The organism is Methylobacterium soli (genome assembly GCF_008806385.1).
GTDB lineage: Bacteria > Pseudomonadota > Alphaproteobacteria > Rhizobiales > Beijerinckiaceae > Methylobacterium > Methylobacterium soli.
The window spans coordinates 1-19232 of sequence record NZ_VZZK01000035.1; the positions used below are offsets into that span (position 1 = coordinate 1).

The 19232-nt window shown below is 70.4% G+C and carries 19 protein-coding genes and 1 pseudogene; 5 read left to right on the forward strand and 15 right to left on the reverse strand.

Annotation, left to right across the window (positions count from 1 at the left end; translation table 11 throughout):
• Positions 1–75: 75 nt before the first annotated feature.
• Positions 76–1035, reverse strand: coding sequence for an NmrA family NAD(P)-binding protein (locus F6X53_RS25200; protein WP_151003502.1), 960 nt, complete (start codon positions 1033–1035; stop codon positions 76–78).
• A 287-nt stretch (positions 1036–1322) separates the two neighbouring features.
• Here F6X53_RS25200 and F6X53_RS25205 point away from each other — a divergent pair, with 287 nt between their 5' ends.
• Positions 1323–1637: a hypothetical protein gene (locus F6X53_RS25205; RefSeq protein WP_151003504.1), complete on the forward strand. Its 315-nt coding sequence runs from the start codon at positions 1323–1325 to the stop codon at positions 1635–1637.
• A gap of 27 nt (positions 1638–1664) precedes the next feature.
• Here the strand turns inward: F6X53_RS25205 and F6X53_RS25210 are convergent, their stop codons facing one another.
• Positions 1665–2594 carry an AEC family transporter gene (locus tag F6X53_RS25210; protein WP_151003506.1) on the reverse strand — a complete coding sequence of 310 codons (930 nt, stop codon included), beginning with the start codon at positions 2592–2594 and terminating at the stop codon, positions 1665–1667.
• A gap of 702 nt (positions 2595–3296) precedes the next feature.
• Between F6X53_RS25210 and F6X53_RS25215 the strand changes: the two genes are divergently transcribed.
• A complete protein-coding gene (locus F6X53_RS25215) occupies positions 3297–3710 on the forward strand; it encodes a hypothetical protein (RefSeq protein WP_238297378.1) in 414 nt (137 codons plus the stop codon).
• A gap of 23 nt (positions 3711–3733) precedes the next feature.
• On the opposite strand, the gene F6X53_RS25220 is transcribed toward F6X53_RS25215, so the two are convergent.
• The 11 genes from F6X53_RS25220 to phnD all read right to left on the reverse strand — a co-directional run bounded on the left by F6X53_RS25220 (position 3734) and on the right by phnD (position 15401).
• The gene (locus F6X53_RS25220; protein WP_151003508.1) at positions 3734–4210 is read right to left on the reverse strand and encodes a hypothetical protein; all 477 of its coding nucleotides are present in this window, start codon (positions 4208–4210) and stop codon (positions 3734–3736) included.
• 609 nt (positions 4211–4819) lie between these two features.
• The gene (gene glxR, locus F6X53_RS25225; RefSeq protein WP_151003510.1) at positions 4820–5713 is read right to left on the reverse strand and encodes a 2-hydroxy-3-oxopropionate reductase; all 894 of its coding nucleotides are present in this window, start codon (positions 5711–5713) and stop codon (positions 4820–4822) included.
• 30 nt (positions 5714–5743) lie between these two features.
• Positions 5744–6514 (reverse strand): HpcH/HpaI aldolase family protein, encoded by a 771-nt coding sequence (locus F6X53_RS25230; RefSeq protein WP_151003512.1) that lies wholly within the window; start codon positions 6512–6514, stop codon positions 5744–5746.
• Between the two features lie 28 nt (positions 6515–6542).
• Complete coding sequence (gudD, locus tag F6X53_RS25235) at positions 6543–7946, reverse strand: glucarate dehydratase (RefSeq protein WP_280526067.1); 1404 nt, start codon at positions 7944–7946, stop codon at positions 6543–6545.
• Positions 7947–8072: 126 nt separating this feature from the next.
• Positions 8073–8963, reverse strand: coding sequence for a LysR family transcriptional regulator (locus tag F6X53_RS25240; RefSeq protein WP_151003513.1), 891 nt, complete (start codon positions 8961–8963; stop codon positions 8073–8075).
• Positions 8964–9042: 79 nt separating this feature from the next.
• The gene (locus F6X53_RS25245) at positions 9043–10365 is read right to left on the reverse strand and encodes an MFS transporter (RefSeq protein WP_151003515.1); all 1323 of its coding nucleotides are present in this window, start codon (positions 10363–10365) and stop codon (positions 9043–9045) included.
• 262 nt (positions 10366–10627) lie between these two features.
• Positions 10628–11740, reverse strand: a complete 1113-nt coding sequence (locus tag F6X53_RS25250; protein ID WP_151003517.1) for an NHL repeat-containing protein — start codon at positions 11738–11740, stop codon at positions 10628–10630.
• A gap of 160 nt (positions 11741–11900) precedes the next feature.
• Positions 11901–12692, reverse strand: a complete 792-nt coding sequence (gene phnE, locus F6X53_RS25255) for a phosphonate ABC transporter, permease protein PhnE (protein ID WP_373875993.1) — start codon at positions 12690–12692, stop codon at positions 11901–11903.
• 5 nt (positions 12693–12697) lie between these two features.
• Positions 12698–13477 (reverse strand): phosphonate ABC transporter, permease protein PhnE, encoded by a 780-nt coding sequence (phnE, locus tag F6X53_RS25260; protein WP_238298106.1) that lies wholly within the window; start codon positions 13475–13477, stop codon positions 12698–12700.
• 32 nt (positions 13478–13509) lie between these two features.
• The gene (gene phnC, locus F6X53_RS25265) at positions 13510–14319 is read right to left on the reverse strand and encodes a phosphonate ABC transporter ATP-binding protein (RefSeq protein WP_151003606.1); all 810 of its coding nucleotides are present in this window, start codon (positions 14317–14319) and stop codon (positions 13510–13512) included.
• Between the two features lie 59 nt (positions 14320–14378).
• Positions 14379–15401, reverse strand: a complete 1023-nt coding sequence (phnD, locus tag F6X53_RS25270) for a phosphate/phosphite/phosphonate ABC transporter substrate-binding protein (protein WP_151003523.1) — start codon at positions 15399–15401, stop codon at positions 14379–14381.
• A 441-nt stretch (positions 15402–15842) separates the two neighbouring features.
• Between phnD and F6X53_RS25275 the strand changes: the two genes are divergently transcribed.
• A complete protein-coding gene (locus tag F6X53_RS25275) occupies positions 15843–16955 on the forward strand; it encodes a DUF4214 domain-containing protein (protein WP_151003525.1) in 1113 nt (370 codons plus the stop codon).
• Positions 16956–17179: 224 nt separating this feature from the next.
• Here the strand turns inward: F6X53_RS25275 and F6X53_RS25280 are convergent, their stop codons facing one another.
• Positions 17180–17812, reverse strand: a complete 633-nt coding sequence (locus F6X53_RS25280) for an Ig-like domain-containing protein (protein ID WP_238298104.1) — start codon at positions 17810–17812, stop codon at positions 17180–17182.
• A gap of 180 nt (positions 17813–17992) precedes the next feature.
• Positions 17993–18241 carry a hypothetical protein gene (locus F6X53_RS25285; protein ID WP_151003527.1) on the reverse strand — a complete coding sequence of 83 codons (249 nt, stop codon included), beginning with the start codon at positions 18239–18241 and terminating at the stop codon, positions 17993–17995.
• Positions 18242–18354: 113 nt separating this feature from the next.
• On the opposite strand from F6X53_RS25285, the pseudogene F6X53_RS33880 reads away from it, so the two are divergent.
• Positions 18355–18531: pseudogene (locus tag F6X53_RS33880) on the forward strand (long-chain-fatty-acid--CoA ligase); the annotation flags it as partial.
• Between the two features lie 301 nt (positions 18532–18832).
• Positions 18833–19042 carry a hypothetical protein gene (locus tag F6X53_RS33410; RefSeq protein ID WP_244965616.1) on the forward strand — a complete coding sequence of 70 codons (210 nt, stop codon included), beginning with the start codon at positions 18833–18835 and terminating at the stop codon, positions 19040–19042.
• Positions 19043–19232 lie beyond the last annotated feature (190 nt).

Below are 19232 nucleotides of genomic sequence, written 5' to 3' on the forward strand. Positions count from 1 at the left end.
TCCGCGCCCGCTTCGGCACGGGCGCGGCCGACGGTCCCGTCGCAACGCGATCGGGAACAGCTCTAGGTCGTTCCGCTATCCGCCCCCGCGCGGCCCCGCGCGGCCCCGCGCCAAAACCGTGCCGAGGCTCGTCCAGCGCAGGTCCGGATAGCGGTCGTTGTCGAGGGGACTGAGGCGGCCCCGGCCCTCGAACATGTCGCGCAGGTATTGCAGGCCCTGCCAGGGCGGGAACACCTGGCCGTGCCCGGGCGCCACGAAGCGGGCGATCCGGATCAGCCCGTCGAGTCGGCGCGGGTCGCCGAGGCGCAGGGTGCGGAACCGCCGGCCCGTTGCCGCGCTCGCCAGGGCGGCGAGGTCCCGTGGGCTCGCCTGCGCGCCCGCGACGCGCAGGAACCGGGGCGTCGTGGGATCGAGGGCGGCGGCGGCCGTGAAGGCCGCGACATCGTCCATGGCGGTGAAGTCGAGGGGCTGGTCGGCCTCACCCCAGTGGATCACCCGGCGCAGGGGGAACAGGATCAGCGGCATCTGGCCGGTGAGCATGTCCGCGAAGGCGCCGTTCAGGATCGAGGTGGCCCGCAGGGGCGCCCGCTCGAGCGCGGCGTGGAAGCGGTGGCGCAGATCGAGGTTGCGGTTGCGCCCCGGGGCCGTCCGGGTGAAGTCGAGGGCGAAATCCGAGGGGATGAATCGCGCCGCCCCGGCCGCCACCGCCGCCCGCAGCAGCACCCCTTGCGTGCCCAGCATCGTCGCCTCGAGCCCGTTCAGGGCCGAGACCACGCAGGGCGGCCCCGCCCCGCCCGGCCCCGTGCAGGCAGCCGTCACCGCGCCGACATCGTCGAGGTCGAGGGCCACCACCCGAACCCCGTCCGCGTCGAGGGCGGGGATCCGGTGCGGCGCGGTGCCGAGGCGCACCAGGGCCGTCACGGAGGCGCCGCGCCGCGCGAGGTCCCGGGCGATGCGGCCGCCGAGGCCGCCGGTCGCCCCCGCCAGGATGATGGGGGCCGGCCCGGGGCCCGGGCGGCCCGTCCTGTCCGTCATGGTGCCGCTCCTTGCGCCCGCGTCTCGGGCCGCGCATCCGGGTGGTCGGTCCCGAATCACCGGGGCGGCAATGGATGGCGCCGCCCCGGGGTTCCGGCCGGCCTCGCGGCGGGGCTGCAGTTGCAACCCCGTCGGACTTCCTGCAGATTTCGCCCAATGCAGGACATCATATCCGGTGCTGGATCGCACGGAGCGGAGGATCCGGCATAATATCCGTGTGATCTCGTACCGAGGCCCGCGTCGTTCGCACAGGTTCCGATCGAGGCCGTTCTTCTGGGGACATGACCGTGACGATCCTCCCTCCGCTGCAGGACGCGACCTCGGACGATCCGTTCCCGGCCGCGGGGCTGGCGCCCGCCGGGGAGCCCCTCGGGGCGCCCGAGGCCTGCCCCCTCGTGCAGCGGCTGATCGCGATCCTGGCGGAGGACCAGTCGGATTCGCCCCGCCGGCAGGACGAGATCCTGCTCAAGCTCCTGCTCGCCCTCGAGATGGAGGCGGAGGATGCCGGCGCGCCCGATGCCTCGCTCCGGGTGATCGCGCGGGTGCGCCGCCTGGCCGGAACGGCCGCCTGCCGCTCGGTGCCCCGGCCCGGCGCGCCCTGAGGACCCCGTGTCGCGCGCCCCAGGGCGTCAGCGGATCGCCGCGAGGTAGCCCGACACGGTCAGGACCGAGAGGATGGTCGAGGCCAGGACGACGCGGGCGGTGATGCCCGCCTCGCGGCGGTAGAACTCCGCCAGCATGAACGGCCCCGTCCCGGTGGGAAGCGCCGCCATCAGCACCGCGGTGTGGAGGAGGAGCGGCGGCAGGTCGAACACGAAGCGGGCGAGGAGCCAGGCGAGGACCGGGTGGACCACGAGCTTCAGCCCGACGAGGAGCGCCGTCACGGCCCGGTCCCCCTCCGGCGCCTCCCGCTTCTGGGCCAGGAAGAGCCCGAGGCCGACCAGCGCGCAGGGGGAGGCCGCCCCGCCGAGGAGCTTCAGGAAGGTCTCGGCGGGCAGCGGCAGAGTCAAGCCGGCGGCCGGCACCAGCGCCCCCAGGAAGGGCGCCACGAGGAGCGGGTTGCGGATCAGCGATCCCGCCACCGTCAGGGCGAGGTCGCGGCGCCGGGCCCGCCTCTGCAGGCCGATCTCGATCAGGACGATCGCGGCCGCGAAGACCACGCAGACCGTCATGATGGCGGCGATGGTGGTCGGCGCCAGCGCCTCGCGGCCGAGCGCCACCAGGGCGAGGGGGAAGCCCATGAACCCCGTATTGGCATAGCCCGCATTGAGGCCGTCGATCGCCGCGTCCGCGAGGGGCCGGCGCCTTCGGGCCCAGATCGTGAGGCCGAACACCGCGAGGCTGCTCAGGCCGAACACCGCGATGAAGCCCGGCTGCCAGATCTCGTCCCAATGGGTGTGGGCCATCACGTCGAAGAGCAGCGCCGGCAGCGCGAGATAGACGACGAAGCGGTTGAGCTCGGTCGTCGCGTGGGCGCTGAGGAGGCCGATCCGCCGGGTCAGCCATCCGGCCAGGATGAGGGCGAAGATCGGGAGCACGACCGTCAGGGTCGAGAGCATCGGGCCCTCACGGAATCAGGAGGCGGGCGGCAGGGGTTCGGGCGGTTCGTGAGGCGTTCCCGCTCGCGTTGCAATCGGGAACGCCGCCCAGCCTCCGCTGTGACGCGCGGCCGAGCCGGCCTCCGCTTCAGCGGAGCGTGCCGCAACCCGGATGCTCCGGAGCCGGATGCTCCGAGGCCGGATCCTGCTTCTGCGGGCCCTCGACGCGCCGGGACATCCCGGCTAGAGGCGCGCCCGATCGCGTTGCAACGGGCTGGAAAATAGGCAGCCCCGGTCCGGTTCGGCGCGACGGACCCCCTCTCCCGTGCGGGAGAGGGTTGGGGTGGGGGGGCGCGTTGTCCGGAGAAGTCGCACCCCTCACCCGTTCCGCTATCGCGGATTCGACCACTCCCGGACGGGAGAGGTGAAGCACAGCGTCATTCCAGGGCTCCGTTTCGCGGTCTCGGGATGACGGCGCGGGCAGCGCGGCGGCCCCCCTCTCCCGTGCGGGAGAGGGTTGGGGTGAGGGAGGTGCGCCTTCAGGATGGAGCATGCGGTCGTATCGCCGACTGGGCGCCGATCGGGCGCACCTCGTTCTGAAAGGTCTCGACCCTCACCCTGTCCCTCTCCCGCACGGGAGAGGGGATCCGCGCCCGCTTCGGCACGGGCGCGGCCGACGGTCCCGTCGCAACGCGATCAGGAACAGCTCTAGAGGCGCCCGCCATGAAAGCGCGCGACGTTTCCCCGAGATCCTCCGTCGATCCCTCCTCCCTCCCGGCGCCCGGGCGCCCGGCGTCGCGGCCGCGATGGCGCGCGGCCCGCCTCGCGGCAGGGCTGGCGTTCAGCCTGACCGGGCCGGTTCGGGCCGACGCGCCGCTGGCCGTCGAGGCCCGGCTCCACACGCCGCCGGATTCGCACGAGCCCCAGCGGGCCCTGGTGGCGGTCTCGAATGCGGGGCCGGACGCCGTCGCCCGCCTCACCCTGGCCTGCACCTTCCTGGGCGGGGACGACGCCACCCTGGAGCGGGGCACGGCGACGATCGGGCCGGTGGCGGCGGGCGAAACGGCGCGCGCGGAGGTGATCTATTACGGCTGGCCCCGGGCCCGGCGCGTCGCCTGCGCGCGGACCGGGCCTTAGGACCCGGCGCGTCGCTGGCCGCCCTACCAGCAGGAGCGGGGAAGGCGCCGCTTCCAGCGCTCGCCGGCCCGGAGGCCCGGCAGGCCCCGGCGCTCGCGGCGCAGCCGGGCCAGAGCCAGCTCGGAGGCGCCCTGGTCGGATGCCTCCGGCGCGGATTGGGCCGGCGGAACGACGATCCCGGAGCGCAGGGGCGCCGGGGCGTCCGGCTCCGCCAGCGCCTCGGCCCAGGCCGGCTGAGCCTGCGGCCGGGGTTTTGCGGCGACGCGGCGCACGCGGGGCAGGCGCGGCTCGGCGGAGGGCGCGGCATCAGTCTCGACCGGCTCGGGCGCGGGCGCCAGGAGGCTCGGCAGCACCCGGCGCTTCTCCGGCTCCGACGCGCGCGTCTCCACCTTCCGGGGGGCCTCGGCCTCGCTGGGGGGCGGCGTCTCGGGACGGTCGGTCAGGTCGCCCTGGAGGTTCAATCCGGCCCACAAGCCCGACGGCGCGGCGGGCGACGGCACGGAGGGTTGATCTTGCAGTGACCCGGTCTGACGATTGCGCGACTTGATCTCAACGGTAAACGGCCGCTGAACGCGACTGCGCTTCATGGTGGTCCTGAATATCTGGCTGCTGTGCAAGCCGCGCGAATGCGCGCGGCCAACACAAGAATGGCCGTTCCAGGCGTTGTTGTCCAGGCAAGCGGATCGAGAAATCTACTCGCCTCATCTCGGAGGTTGCGCTGGCGGTGAGACCCGCGACGATGCCCCGAAGGGGGCGCGATGCGCCCGCCTGCCGCGATATGATCTTTGTAGAAGGCCGGTCAAGACTGTGAAAGATCGTGAACGGATCGTATTCCGGCCGGCTCCGTCCGCGCGCCGCGACGCTCCGGCCCGGCAGACCGTGCGGGCAGGCCCGGGATCCGTCCCGCCCGGACCGGGGCCACCGGGCGGTTCGCCCGCAGGCGCCCGTGCCTCCGGCGGGGATGCGGGATTTTACCCGGGCGCGACCCGCCCGACCCGGAGCGATACAGTATTGGGCGGCGCAGACCTTGCGAGCGGGGCAGCCTCGACTGTCCCGGAATTGCCCGAAGATCCGAGGGGCGGGACGATTTCGCCCCACCCGACGGCACCTCAGGCCGCCGGGCTCGCAATCGCGTGGTTGGCCATCAGCTCCAGGGCCCGCACCAGGGCGGAATGGTCCCAGGCCCCGCCGCCCTGCGCCGCGCAGGTGTTGAAGAGCTCCTGGGCGGTCGCGGTGTTCGGCAGCGCGACGCCGAGGGTGCGGGCGCCCTCGAGGGCGAGGTTGAGGTCCTTCTGGTGCAGGGCGATGCGGAAGCCCGGATCGAAGCGGCGCGTCACCATCCGCTCGCCATGCACCTCGAGGACCCGCGAGGCGGCAAAGCCCCCCATCAGGGCCTCACGCACGCGGGCCGGGTCGGCCCCGGCCTTTCCGGCGAAGACCAGGGCCTCGGCCACCGCCTCGATGGTGAGCGCCACGATGATCTGGTTGGCGACCTTCGTGGTCTGGCCGTCACCGTTGCCGCCGACCCGCGTGATGGTCTTGCCCATCGCCTCGAACAGGGGCCTCGCCCGCGCGAAAGCCGCGTCCGGGCCGCCCACCATGATGGTCAGCGAGCCGGCCTTCGCGCCGACCTCGCCCCCCGAGACCGGGGCGTCGAGGTAGTCGCAGCCGAGATCGTTGATGCGGCGGGCGAAATCCTTGGTGGCGAGGGGCGAGATCGAGCTCATGTCGATCACGGTCTTGCCGGGCGCGAGGCCCTCGGCGACGCCGCCCGGCCCGAACAGCCCCGCCTCGACCTGGGGCGTGTCCGGCACCATCAGGATCACGATCTCGGCCTGTTCAGCGACGGCGCGCGCGCTGTCGCAGGGGCGCCCGCCGGCCTCGATCAGCTCGGCCGGGACCGGCCGCGAGCCGGATTTCAGGAAGAGGTCGTGGCCGGCCCCGATGAGGTTGCGGGCCATGGGCAGCCCCATGATGCCGAGGCCGATGAATCCGATCTTCATCTCACTGTTGCTCCGTCAGGGCTTCGGGGATCAGGCGCCGGGCTTGAACTGGGCCGCGAGCGCCTCGGAGCTGCGCGCGAGCAGGCCCATATCCGAGCCGACGGCGGTGAAGCGGGTGCCGGCCGCGACGTAGCGCCGGGCGAGGTCCGGGTTGGCCGTGAGGATGCCGGCGGCCTTGCCCGTGTGGCGGATGCGCCGGATCGTGTCCTCGATCACCCGCACCACGTCCGGGTGGTTCTGCTGGCCGAGATAGCCGAGGCTGGTGGAGAGGTCGCCGGGGCCGATGAAGATGCCGTCGACGCCCTCGACGCCCGCGATCTCCTCGAGGTTGTCGAGCGCGCGCCGCGACTCGATCTGGACCGCCACGAAGATCTCGGCCTCGCAGCGCGCGTGGTAATCCGGGATGCGCCCGAACCGGGCAGCGCGGGGCGCCTGGGAGAAGCCCCGCACCCCGCGCGGGGCGTAGCGGGTGGCCGCCACCGCGCGCCGGGCCTGGTCGGCATCGTCGATATTGGGGATCATCAAGGATTGCGCGCCGGTGTCGAGGATGCGCTTGATGGTGATCGGCTCGTCGCTCGGCACCCGCACCATGGCGTGGGCGCTGCCCTCCCCCATCGCCTGGAGCTGCCCGTAGATGTCGCGCAGGTCGTTGGCCGAGTGCTCCATGTCGAGGAGCAGCCAGTCGAAGCCGGAGCCCGCCACGATCTCGGTGGAGATGGGGCTCGCCAGGCTGCACCAGAGGCCGATCTGCTGGCGATTCTCGGCGAGCGCGGCCTTGAAGCGGTTCGTGAGGATGTCCATCGGGGTTCTCCAAAGACCAGGATGAGGATCAGCGCACCAGGCAGGGGCGCTTGTTGTCGAAGGTCCAGCCGGGGATCAGGGCCTGCATCGCCTGCGCGTCGTCGCGGGCGCCGAGGCCGTGGCGCCGGTAGAGCTCGTGCGCCGCCTCGACCTCGACCCAGTCGATCGCGATGCCGAGGCCGGGCCGCTCGGGCACCCGCACCAGCCCGCCCCGGATCTGCAGCGGCTCGCGGGTGAGGCGCTGGCCGTCCTGCCAGATCCAGTGGGTGTCGATGGCGGTGACGCGGCCGGGCGCCGCCGCCGCCACGTGGGTGAACATGGCGAGCGACACGTCGAAATGGTTGTTCGAGTGCGAGCCCCAGGTCAGGCCGTGGTCGCGGCAGAGCTGCGCCACCCGGACCGAGCCGGCAAGCGTCCAGAAATGCGGGTCGGCGAGCGGGATGTCGACCGCGCCGAGCTGGATCGCGTGGTTCATCTGGCGCCAATCGGTGGCGATCATGTTGGTGGCCGTCGGCAGGCCGGTGGCGCGGCGGAACTCGGCCATGATCTCGCGGCCCGAGAACCCGTCCTCGGCCCCGCACGGGTCCTCCGCGTAGGCGAGCACGTCGCCGCGGCCCCGGCAGAGGCGGATCGCCTCGGCGAGCGACCATGCCCCGTTCGGATCGAGGGTGACGCGGGCGTCGGGGAAGCGCGCGTGGATGGCGGTCACGGCGGCGATCTCGTCCTCGCCCTGGAGCACCCCGCCCTTCAGCTTGAAGTCGTTGAAGCCGTAGGTCTCGCGGGCCGCCTCGGCGAGGCGGGCCACCGCCTCGGGCGTCAGCGCCTCCTCGTCGCGCACCCGGAACCAGCCGTCGCGGGCCTCGGGCGCGCGGTAGGGCAGGTCCGTGCGGCGCCGGTCGCCCACGTAGAACAGGTAGCCCAGCATCTCGACCGCGTCGCGCTGCTGGCCCTCCCCGAGGAGCGCCGCCACCGGCACGTCGAGGAACTGCCCGAGCAGGTCGAGGAAGGCGGATTCCACCGCCGTCACCGCGTGGATGCTGACCCGCAGGTCGAAGGTCTGGAGGCCGCGCCCGCCCGCATCCCGGTCGGCGAAGCGGGTCCGCATGGCGTTGAGCACCCGGTTCCAGGCGCCGAGCGGCTGGCCGAGGACGAGGTCGCGGGCATCCTCCAGGGTCTGGCGGATGCGCTCGCCGCCCGGAACCTCGCCGAGCCCCGTGGCGCCGGTCGAGTCGGTCAGAACCACGAGGTTGCGGGTGAAGAAGGGGCCGTGGGCGCCGCTGAGGTTCAGCAGCATGCTGTCGCGGCCCGCGACCGGCACGACCTGCATGGCGGCGATGGTGGGCGTGGCCGAGAGGCCGCGCGCGGCGGGATTGAGGGCTTGCGCGGTGGGCGAGAGGCCGCTTGCGGTGGGATTGAGGGCTTGCGTCAGCATGGGGCGTGTCTCCCGGTGAAGGACGCGGCCTCTGGCGTGCCGCCTTGCCCTCCTGTCTAATCCCCGGCTTCGATGTCGGTCCAAGCCAAAGGCTGGATCGATCGATGCGCTGATCGCATCGATCCCTCAGGGCTCCCCCATCGTGCCGAGCACCCGGAGCAGGCCGCCCAGGACCGGGTTGTCGTGGTCGCGCCGCCAGGTCAGGTAGAGTTCGGCCGGGCGCGGCTCGGGCAGGTCGAGGGGCCGGAAGGCGACGCCGTCGAAGCGCAGGCGCTCGGCCGCCGCCGGCACCAGGGCGAGGCCGAGCCCGGCCCGGACCAGCGCCAGGATCGAGTGGATCTGCGTCAGTTGCTGGCGCACGCTCGGCTGCACGCCGGCCTCGGCGAAGAGGCCGACGACGAGGTCGTGGAAGTAATGCGCCTCGTGCGGCGCGTAGGCGATGAAGGGCGCGCCCGCGAAATCGCCGAGGCCGAGGCTCGCCTGCGCCGCCAGGGGGTGCCCGGAGGGCAGCGCGGCGATCAGGGGCTCGGCGAGGGCGCGCGCCGCTCCGAGCTCCGGATGGGTCACGGGCGGCCGGATCAGCCCGGCATCGATCTGGCCCGAGAGCAGGCCCTCGATCTGATCCTTGGTGACCATCTCGCGCAGGGACAGGGTCACGTCGGGGAGGGCCGCCCGGCAGGCGGTGACGAGGCGGGGCAGGAAATCGTAGGCCGAGGCCGCCGTGAAGCCGAGCTTCAGCACGCCGGAGCGGCCCGCCGCCACCTGCCGGGTCACGTGGGTCGCGGTCTCGGCGAGCCGCAGGATGTGCTGGGCCTCGGGCAGGAAGCTGCGTCCCGCCGCCGTCAGCCGCACCGAGCGGCTGGTCCGTTCGAGGAGCTGCACGTCGAGGACCCGCTCCAGCACCTGGATCTGCCGCGAGAGCGGCGGCTGCGTCATGTTGAGGCGAGCCGCCGCGCGCCCGAAATGCAGCTCCTCCGCCACGGCGACGAAGCAGCGGAGCTGGCTGAAATCGAGCATCGGACCACCGGAACGGAAGCGGCCGCGGGACGAGCCGCGGCCGCGATGCGGGTGCTGCGATGAGACGGGGAAGCGCGGCTCAGCGCAACTCCACCCGCCGGATCTCGCCCACGATGACGAGGTAGCAGAACACCGCCACCAGGGCGTTCAGCCCGACGAAGACCAGCGCCCCGTTGAACGAGCCGGTCTGCTGGACGATGTAGCCGATGACGATCGGGGTGGTGATGCCGGCGGTGTTGCCGAAGGTGTTGAACAACCCGCCCGAGAGGCCCCCGGTCTCGCGGGGCGAGGTGTCGGACACGACCGCCCAGCCCAGCGCCCCGATGCCCTTGCCGAAGAAGGCCAGCGCCATCAGGCCGACCACCACCGAATCCGCCTGCACGTAGTTGCAGCCGATGATGCACATCGACAGGAGCATGCCGCCGACGATCGGGATCTTGCGGGCGGCGGTGAGCGAGTAGCCCCGCTTCAACAGGAGGTCGGAGAGCCAGCCGCCGAGAAGCCCGCCGACGAAGCCGCAGAGGGCCGGCAGCACCGCCGCGAACCCGGCCTGCAGGATCGACAGGCCCCGCTCCTTGACGAGGTAGACCGGAAACCAGGTCAGGAAGAAGTAGGTCAGCGTCGTGATGCAGTATTGGCCGATATAGATCCCGAGCAGCATGCGGTTGGCGAGCAGCTGGCGGATGGCGCGGCCGGTCTGCGCGCCGGTGCGCGTGCCGGCGCCGTCCATGTCGAGGAGCGCGCCGCCGGCCTCGAGGTAGTCGCGCTCGGCCCGGTTGACGCCGGGATGCTCCTTCGGCCCGCAGACGACCTGGGTCCAGAGGAGCGCGAAGGCGATCCCGATCGTGCCCATCAGGGTGAAGACGTGGTGCCAGCCGTAATGGTGCACCACGAAGCCCATGAGGGGGGTGAACAGCACGGTGGCGAAGTATTGCGAGGAATTGAAGAAGGCCGAGGCCGTGCCGCGCTCGCTCGTGGGGAACCAGGCCGCCGTGATGCGGGCATTGGCCGGGAAGACCGGCGCCTCGGCGAGGCCGACGCAGAGGCGGAGCGTGAACAGCACCGCCACCGCCGAGAAGCCCGTGAAGAAGCCGACCGCCCCCTGCAGGAGCGTGAAGGCGGACCACAGGAAGATCGCCCCGGCATAGACCCACTTGGCGCCGTAGCGGTCGAGGAGCCAGCCGCCGGGCAGCTGGGCGAGGACGTAGGACCAGGCGAAGGCCGAGAAGACGTAGCCCATCGCGACGGCGTCGAGGCCGAGATCCTTCGCCATCGAAGGCCCGGCGATCGAGAGCGTGGCGCGGTCCGCGTAGTTGATGGTGGTCGCGATGAACAGCATCGTGACGATGAGGAGGCGCACACGGCTTCTCCTCACGGCGGTCATGGCCAGACCGGCGCTCATGGGCGTTCTCCCTGCGGATCGGCCGCCCGGCCATTGCCGTGGCGGACATCGGTCGTTCTCTCGGGCGCGGGTAGCGCCGCCGGCGACCATTTGCGAGGATCAGCCTAGGATCGGGCCGGCCCCGCGGTCCAACTCAAAGCCTGGATGGATTGATGCCGAACGCGCATCGATGAGCCGCGTGCGCGGCCGCCGGGACGATCGAGGGGCGGACAGGGAGACGCGCGCCGAGCCGCCGCCGCGGCCGGAGGCGGAATCCCGCCCGTCAGGGGCCGGGCGCGCGCTTGCGCAGGACCATGTCGCCGCGGAACAGGAATTTCTGCGCGCGCTTGCCGGTATCGACCTCGGTGGTGAAGACGTTGCCCCGGCTGTCGACCGCGAGGTTGTGCACCCAGTGGAACTCGCCCGCCATGCGGCCGTTGCGGCCGAAGGCGCCCACCACCTCGCCGGTGTCGCGCCGGAGCGTGCGCACCTCGTTGTTGGCCCCGTCCGCGTTGAGCAAGTAGGTCTCGCCCGCATCGGGCCAGAGCGCCAGCTCCCAGACCGAGCCGTTCGCCCGGGTGTTCTTCTCGACGAAGAACTCCTTCACGAAGGTCCCGTCCTTGCGGAAGACCTGGACCCGGTCGTTGGCGCGGTCGCAGACATAGACGAGGCCGTCCCGGGCGATCTGGATGCAGTGGACCGGGTTGCGGAATTGCTGCGCGGGGGCGGCGGCCGGATCGTAGGGCGGCAAAGCCGCGTCGGTGGGCGGCCGGCCATAGGCGCCCCACATCCGTTTGTAGGCGCCGGTCTCGGCATCGAACACGATCACCCGGTGGTTGAAGTAGCCGTCGGCGACGTAGAGCTCGTTCGTCTCGGGATCGACCTGCATGGCGGCAGGCTTGCCGAGGCGGGTGATGTCGAGGCTGTTCGTCTGCGGGCCGGGCTTGCCGATCTGCAGGACGAAGCGCCCGTCCTGCGTGAATTTCAGGATCTGGCCGTCGGTCTCGCCGTTGCCCGCGAGCCAGACGAAGCCCGCAGGGTCGATATGGATGCCGTGCTCGTTCTGGGGCCAATCGTAGCCCGCGCCGGGCCCGCCCCAGGAGCTCACGAGCGTTCCGGCCTGATCGAAGACGAGGACCGGCGGGGCCGGCTTGCAGCATTTGGTGCGCGGCGGGTCGAGGCTCGCGGCCTTCTCGTCATCCGTGAGGGTCCGGGGCCGCTGCACCACCCAGACCCGGTCCTGTGCGTCGACCGCGACGCCGGCCGCCTGCCCCATGATCCAGTCGTTGGGCAGGCGCTTGGGCCAGGCGGGGTCGACTTCGAAGCGCAGCGGCTCCTCGGCCGCTGCGCCGGACAGGCTGGCGACGAGCACGGCGATCCCGAGCCACGACCTCATGCGATCCTCCCGGGGACGCGTCTTCTTGGGCGGAGTATCGGTCCCGCGCGCGACCGCGTCTAGGGACCGATTCCGATCGCGTTGCAACCGGGGACGGCTCTCAGCTTTTCATGGGACGCGGCTCTACGCCGAACCGGTATCCGTCTCGGCGGAGAGCGCTCTAGAGGACGCGGTTGCGCACCGCCGTGACGACGATCTCGGCCAGGATGACGACGAGGAAGATCGCCCCGAGCACGACCGCGACCTGATCCCAGTAGAGCAGGTTCAGGGCGGTATCGAGGGCGACGCCGATGCCGCCCGCCCCCACCAGGCCGAGCACGGCCGATTCCCGGATGTTGATGTCCCAGCGGAACAGGGCGATCGACCAGAAGGCCGGCTTCACCTGCGGCCAGTAGCCGAACAGGAGGGTGGCCGGGCGTCCCGCGCCGGCCGCCGTCAGGGCCTCGATCGATCCGGCATTGGCCTCCTCCAGCGCCTCCGCCAGGAGCTTGCCGGTGAAGCCGATCGACCGGAACGCGATCGCCAGGGTGCCGGCGAGCGGGCCGGGCCCGAACACGGCGACGAACAGCAGGGCCCAGACCAGGGAATTGACCGACCGGGAGGTCACGAACACGAACTTCGCCAGCAGGTTCAGCGACCGGCTCGGCGTGATGTTGCGCGCCGCGAACAGGCCGATGGGCAGCGCCATCGCGAGCGCCAGCAGGGTTCCGAGCGTCGCGATGTGCAGCGTCTCGACGAGGGCCGCCAGCGTGGGCGCCAGGTAGCGGGCATCGGGCGGCCACATCCGCCCGAACAGGTCGGCCATCTGCTCGGGCGCGTCGTAGAGGAATTCCGGGATGATCTCGATCGTGCGCAGCGACGCCACGACGGCCGCGATCGTGACGAGGTAGAACGCGAAGCGCGCGAGCCGCTGGCCGGGCGTGAAGCGCGCCCAATGCGGGGCGGAGGCCATCGTCCTCATTGGAACACGCGCCGCGCCCAGCCGGAGACGATCTCGGCCAGCATGATCATGGCGACGATCACGATCAGGATCGCCAGGACCACGTCGAAATCGAAGCGCTGATAGGCGGTGAACAGGGTCGCGCCGATCCCGCCCCCACCCACGATCCCCACCATGGTCGAGTTGCGCAGGTTCGAATCGAGCTGATAGGTCGAGAAGCCGATGAAGCGCGGCAGCACCTGGGGCACGACGCCCATGATCAGGATTGCGAGAAACCCGGCGCCCGTCGCCCGGACGGCCTCGACCTGCTTCAGGGAGATCTCCTCGATCGCCTCGGCGAAGAGCTTGGCGATGAAGCCCACCGAGGCGACCACGAGGGCCAGGATTCCGGCCAGCGCCCCGAAGCCGATCGCCTTCACGAACAGGATCGCCACGATGATGGGATGGAACGAGCGGCAGAGGGCGATGAAGGCGCGCGCCGACCAGGAGATGGAGGGCGGCATGAGGTTGCGCGCCGCCAGGAAGCCCAGCGGCAGCGCGAGCAGGATCCCGGCCACGGTCGCGATCACGGCGATCTGGATGCTCTCGATGATGCCGGACTGGATCAGCCCCCACCGGTCGAAATTCGGCGGGAACATCCTGGCCAGGAAGCGCTGCCCGTGGGCGAGGCCGGTCGCGAAGCGCTCGGGCACGAAGCCGAGGCGGTGGGCGGCATAGACGACGTAGACCGCCATGAGCGCCCAGCCGAGGCGGGCCCACCAGTTCGGCGGAAAGGCGGCTCGGCGGGCCGCTTTCATGCTCCGGGCCGCGCTCATGCTCCGGGTCGCGCTCATTCGAGCCAGCTCTCGCCGCCGTAGATGCCGCGCAGGTCCCCCTCGCCGAGGCCCTCGGGGGGGCCGTCATAGACGACGTGGCCGCCCGACATGCCGACGATCCGGGAGGCGAAGCGCCGGGCGAGGGCGACATTGTGGATGTTGACGACGACCGGCACGCCGCGCTCTGCGGCGAGCCGGGACAGGATCTCCATGACCTCGACCGAGCTCTTCGGATCGAGGGAGGAGGTCGGCTCGTCGGCGAGGATGATCTCGGGCTCCTGCATGATGGCGCGGGCGATGCCGACGCGCTGGCGCTGCCCGCCCGAGAGCGCGTCGGCGCGCCGGGTCGCGAAGCCGGGCAGGCCCACCGCGTCGAGGAGCGCGAAGGCGCGCGCGATGTCGGGCTCCGGGAAGCGCCGCAGCCACGCCCGCCAGACCGGCACGTAGCCGAGGCGCCCACAGAGCAGGTTCTCCATCACCGAGAGGCGCTCGACGAGGTTGTATTCCTGGAACACCATGCCGATGCGCCGCCGGGCGCGCCGCAGGGCGGCGCCGGACAGCTTGGTCAGGTCCTCGCCCCGGAACAGGATCTCGCCGGAGGTGGGCTGGACGAGGCGGTTGACGCAGCGGATCAGCGTGCTCTTCCCGGTGCCGGAGGGCCCGATGATCGCCGTCAGGCCCGTGCTCGGAACCACGAGGTCGATGCCGCGCAGGACGGGCTGCCCGGGCCGGTATTCCTTGACGAGCCTGCGGATGACGAGCGCGCGCCCATCCTCCGCCCGCGCGTCGGCGGGCGCCGGGACGACCCGGCCTTGCGCCGTCACGGCCCGGCTTTGGGCCGTCACGGCCCGGTCTTGTGCCGTCACGGCCCGGTCTTGTGCCGTCACGGCTTTTTGCCCGCCTCGGCCTTCTTGCGCGCCGCCTCGGCCTCGCGGGCGGCTTCCCGCTCGTAGGCGGCCTTGTTGTAGGGCGTGCCCGAATCCTCCGCGACCTTGCGGACGATGGCCCAGTCCTTGGCGTAGGTGATCGGTGCGAAGCGGTCGTCGCCCTCGAAATCCTTCACCATCTCGGGCGGGAAGCGGAAGTCGTAGAAGCACTGCTTCAGCTTGTCCGCCAGGTCCGGCTTGAGATCATGCGCGTAGGCGAAGCCCGAGGTCGGGAAGCGCTCGCTCCGGTAGATGATGCGGTAGGCGTCACCCTTGATCGTGCCGCGCGCCACCATGCGGTCGTAGACGTCGGAGGCCACGGGGGCCGCGTCGTAATCGCCGGTGCCGACGCCGAGCGCCGACTTGTCGTGCCCGCCCGAGTAGAGGATCTGGTAATCCTCCCCCGGCTTCAGCCCCTGTTCGGGAAACAGGGCGCGGGGCGCCAGGTTGCCGGAATTCGACGACGGGGCCGTGTGCGCGACGCGCTTCCCCTTGAGGTCGGTCAGCGTCTTGAACGGGCTGTCGGCCTTGACGACGACGATGAGGTTGTAGCCCTGCGGGCCGGCCTCCGTGCCCTTGGCGGCGAAGGGCACGGCGCCCGCCATGTTGACCGCGAAGCCGACGGGGCCGGTGGAGAAGCCCGCCACGTGCAGCCGCCCGGAGCGCATGGCCTCGATCTCGGCCGAGTTCGATTGAACCGGGTAATAGACGACACGCTTGCCCAGGCACTGGCTCAGATGGGTCGTGAAGGGCTTGAACGCGGTCTCGTAGACGGCCGGATCCTCGACCGGCGTGTAGGCGAACACGATGACGCTGGGATCGCGCGTCTTGGCCGGAACATCCGCGACGAGGTTCTGGTCGGCATCGCAATAGGCATCGTCGAGCTGCCCGCGCTGGGGGCAATCCGCGGCCGAGGATGGGGACACCGCGAGTGCGGCCAGGATTGCAGCGAGGGCCGTTCCGATCCGCACAACCGTCACGCAGCATCCTCCGGATTGCGACGGCATCTGGCGACCGTCTCTCGCGGCCGGCTTCGCGAGCGCTTCTCGCGCCCTGACGCCACCTTCGGTTGTTCTTAAGCTCCGTGACAGGCGGGATGCAAGGCGATCCCCGCGCCGCTCCCCCATCGGACGCGCCTGCTCGGCCGCGCGGGCCGGGCCGAGGCTTCCAGCGCCCCGAAAAGACTGGAAATCCGGCAAGAGAGCCAGGACGGCTTCGCTTCACAACTGAAGCAGCACTGCGAGGAAGGTCTCTGCGCCCTAGGGCAGTTCGCCCTCGATAGTAGGACGTCAACCCTGTTTTCCCCCTCAAAATGGCTGGAAAGGATCTTTCCAAAATCGCGGGTTTCGCGAAACCAATTCCGATCATCAGTATAGATCAGCGAGGTAACACCGCTAAAACTTTAGCAAAAGGATCGTGTCATGGCATCTCTTCTTGGTGGCCTTTTGGGGACTGTCGACGAGACGCTGAGCGGCGTTCTTGGGGGCAGTTCCTCCAACAGCGGCACCATTCTTAACCTGGATCTCGGAAATCTCGCCAATATCGGTATCGGCGCAGGCGGCACGACATCGGTCATTGCAATCAACGGCACGGTCGGAACGACCGCGGCGACGCCGACATCGCCCGTGATCGATCTCGGTATCGACCTCGGCACGGGGACGACGGGCGGAGTCGGCGGCCTGCTCACGGGTCTTCTCGGCGGCGGAACCGCCGGCAATGGCGGCGGCCTTATCCCCGACACCGTCGATGCCCTCCTGGGCACCGTTGGCAACCTCACCGGCGTCCTCACCGGCGGAGGAGCAGGCGGTGGGGCGGGTGGTGGCGCTGGCACAATTCCATCCAATCCTGGCACGCCGGGACAGGTGATTACGGGTACGGAGGGCGCTGACACGCTCAATGGTACGAATGGCAATGATACCATCAAGGGTTTGGGTGGGCGCGATGTGATCGTCGGCAACGGCGGCAACGACGTTGTGGATGGCGGGGCCGGCCTCGACTCGTTCCTGGTGGGAGCCCCGATCAGCTCCTACAATGCCGCTTCGCAGAACGGGGTGCTGGCGCTTCAGAACAAGAGTACCGGTGAGATCGACTACCTGATGCAGGTCGAGCGCATCGGCTTCTCCGACAGCAAGGCCCTGGCTCTCGACTTCAACGGCAATGCCGGTCAGGGTTTCCGCCTCTACCAAGCCGCTCTCGACCGCGCACCGGATGCCGGTGGTCTGAAATTCCATGTAACCGAGCTTGACCGAGGGTTGAGCCTTCACGACGATGCGCAGATCTTCCTGAACTCGACTGAATTCCAGCAGAAGTATGGTGCCAACCTATCCAATCAGGATTACGTTACGGCCTTGTACTCCAACACCCTGCATCGAGGGCCGGACGCCGGCGGCTTTGCCTACTGGACTAACCAGCTCGCGACGAATGCTCAGGACCGCGCCTCGGTTCTCGTTGGGTTTTCCGAGAGCGTCGAAAACCATCAGCAGACCGACCATCAGTTGCAGAACGGCATCCTGCTCGATTACGGCGTAGCCTGAGCCGGGATCCGCTCCACAAAGGGCGAGGATGTTGGCAGCCTCTTCGCCCCGCCCGGTTCGCCGGGCGGGGCCACGCCTCAAGGTCTCGAGCCTCTGGCTTCGTGGCCTCCCGAAGCATCAGGGCGACACACCTCATTGCGCCTAAAATACCTCGGTCGTGCTGGACCGACTCTTCGCCATCTGAACGGTCCTCCGCGTCGTCTCGCAGAGGACCGTCCTCGTGTTCACCGTTTCGATGATGGCTGGCCGGGCAACTGTATCTCGCCCTGCCTCGCTCCGGTGAAGTCCGTCTTCGAGGTGTAGGCCACCGAGAAGGTGCCGGTGCCCGTCACGCCGGCCAATTCGCCTGTTCCCTGGGTCACCTGATAGGTGCCTTGCGCGGTGACCCGCCCTTGGGGATCGGTCGTGGCCGTGCCCGTATAGGCGCTGGATGTTGCCCCGGAGGGCGTGGTGAACGTGATGCTGGCCTGGACGGGGCCCTGCCCGTCCTTGAGCGTCACGGTCTCGACCCATCGCACCTTGGCGCCATCGAGCGGCGTGCCGGGACCTTGATTCATCCCGGAGACCGTCTGCTTGATCCTCACAGCATTCGGCCCGGGCGGTTGCGGTGTTTGGTTGTCGACCTGCCCGTGTATCTTCCTCCCATTGGCATCGCGAGGGCAGGTGTCACGGGCGCCATCGCAGCACAGATCAGGGCGGCCAGCGTCGTTGAGCGGTCCCACCTGCGGCGGGCCTGTCCAACCATCGTCGTGCGCAGCAACATCGTCTTGCTCAATATCGTCCTGCTCATGGGGCCTCCTGCACGGAATGGTGTCGGTCGAGGCGCGCAGTCCCGCCGCAACCAGCACGATGAACATGAAGGCCGGTGTCCTTCAGCCTTCGCGATGCAGATCGCAATGAACGACAATCCCTGTCGCGGCAGGACCGCTGAATTGTGCTGAAGGCGTCTGAAATGCGTGTCAGTCGGCCCGCGTGCTTCGGCTGCGCAGGTCGTGAGATCGGCCCTGGGTTGCGGAGCATCGCCGCCGGACTCTCGATCAGGCCCGGGACAGGGTGCGATCCTGACCCACGCGAACGCGCTGGCGAATGCCCTCATCCTGGGATCGTAGTTCGCCGCCATCGGGACCGAGCGCAGGGAAGCCTATCTCGTCGCGCTGCCGCTCTTTCATGCCCTCGCGCTCATCTGCCAAGCCATTCACCGCTTCCTCCTGGGCGGCTGCGGCGTGCTGATCGCAGATCCGCGTGGTCTCCGTCGCGGAGATGCGGCGGCACCGCTTCCGGAGCATCGCCGGCGTGCCGAGCCTGTATCAGGCGCTGGCGCAGCTCCCCGACATCCGGAAGGTCGATTTCAGCGTAGACCGCCGTGTGCTGTTCCGGCGGGGCGCCCCTGCCAGCCTCCGTGGCCGAGGCCTGGAGGGCGGCGACCGGGCTGCCGCTCATCGATGGATACGGATTAGCCGAGGTGGCCGGCGTCGCCGCCATGAATCCGTTCGGTCGAAGCCTGCAGCGCGGCGGAATCGGCTTTCCCGTCCGCTCGACCGAGATCGAAATCCGCCGAGAGGACGGCGCGCCAGTAGGACCGGACGAGCTTGGGGAGATCCAAGTCCGGGGCCCTCAGGTCATGCGCGGCTATTATCGTCAGCCGGAGGAGACGGCCCGCGTCCTCGACGCTCGCGGCTTCCTGGCGACCGGCGACATCCCCACCATGGGTGCAGACGGATATCTGACCCTCGTGGACCGCGAGAAGGACATGGCGATCGTCGGCGGGATCAATATCTATCCGACCGAGATCGACGACGTGCTGTTGCGCCACCCGGGAATCCGGGATCCGGTCGCGGTGCCGGACGCGCTCGGGCAAGGCGATCCTCGCCTGCGTGGTGCGGCGCGATCCCAATCTCACGGAAGCGGCGGTGATTGTGCACGCCCAAGCCGCGCTGACGGGCTACAAGGTGCCGCGTCGTGTGATTTTCCGCGACCCGCTCCCGAAGACGCAGGTCGGCAAGGTGCTGCGCCGCGCGCTTCGCGAGCGGGTCGCGGATCCCGGCAGCGCGCCCTCGGGCCGGAGCGCCAAGCCGGACCTGCCGTAGCGCCGGCCTCCGGTCGCTCCGCGTGAGGCTTCGCATCTGTCGGCGAGCGCTGCTCAGGCCTCGCACTGGCACCGCGCAGGTCGCCATGGTCGAGGGGCCTCGGCCTCCAGCCCAGCTGGGGGCTCCATGGCCACTGACGCGAAGCCCTGCACCCCCATCCTGGAAAATCCTGGCGCTCACAGGATCGCGG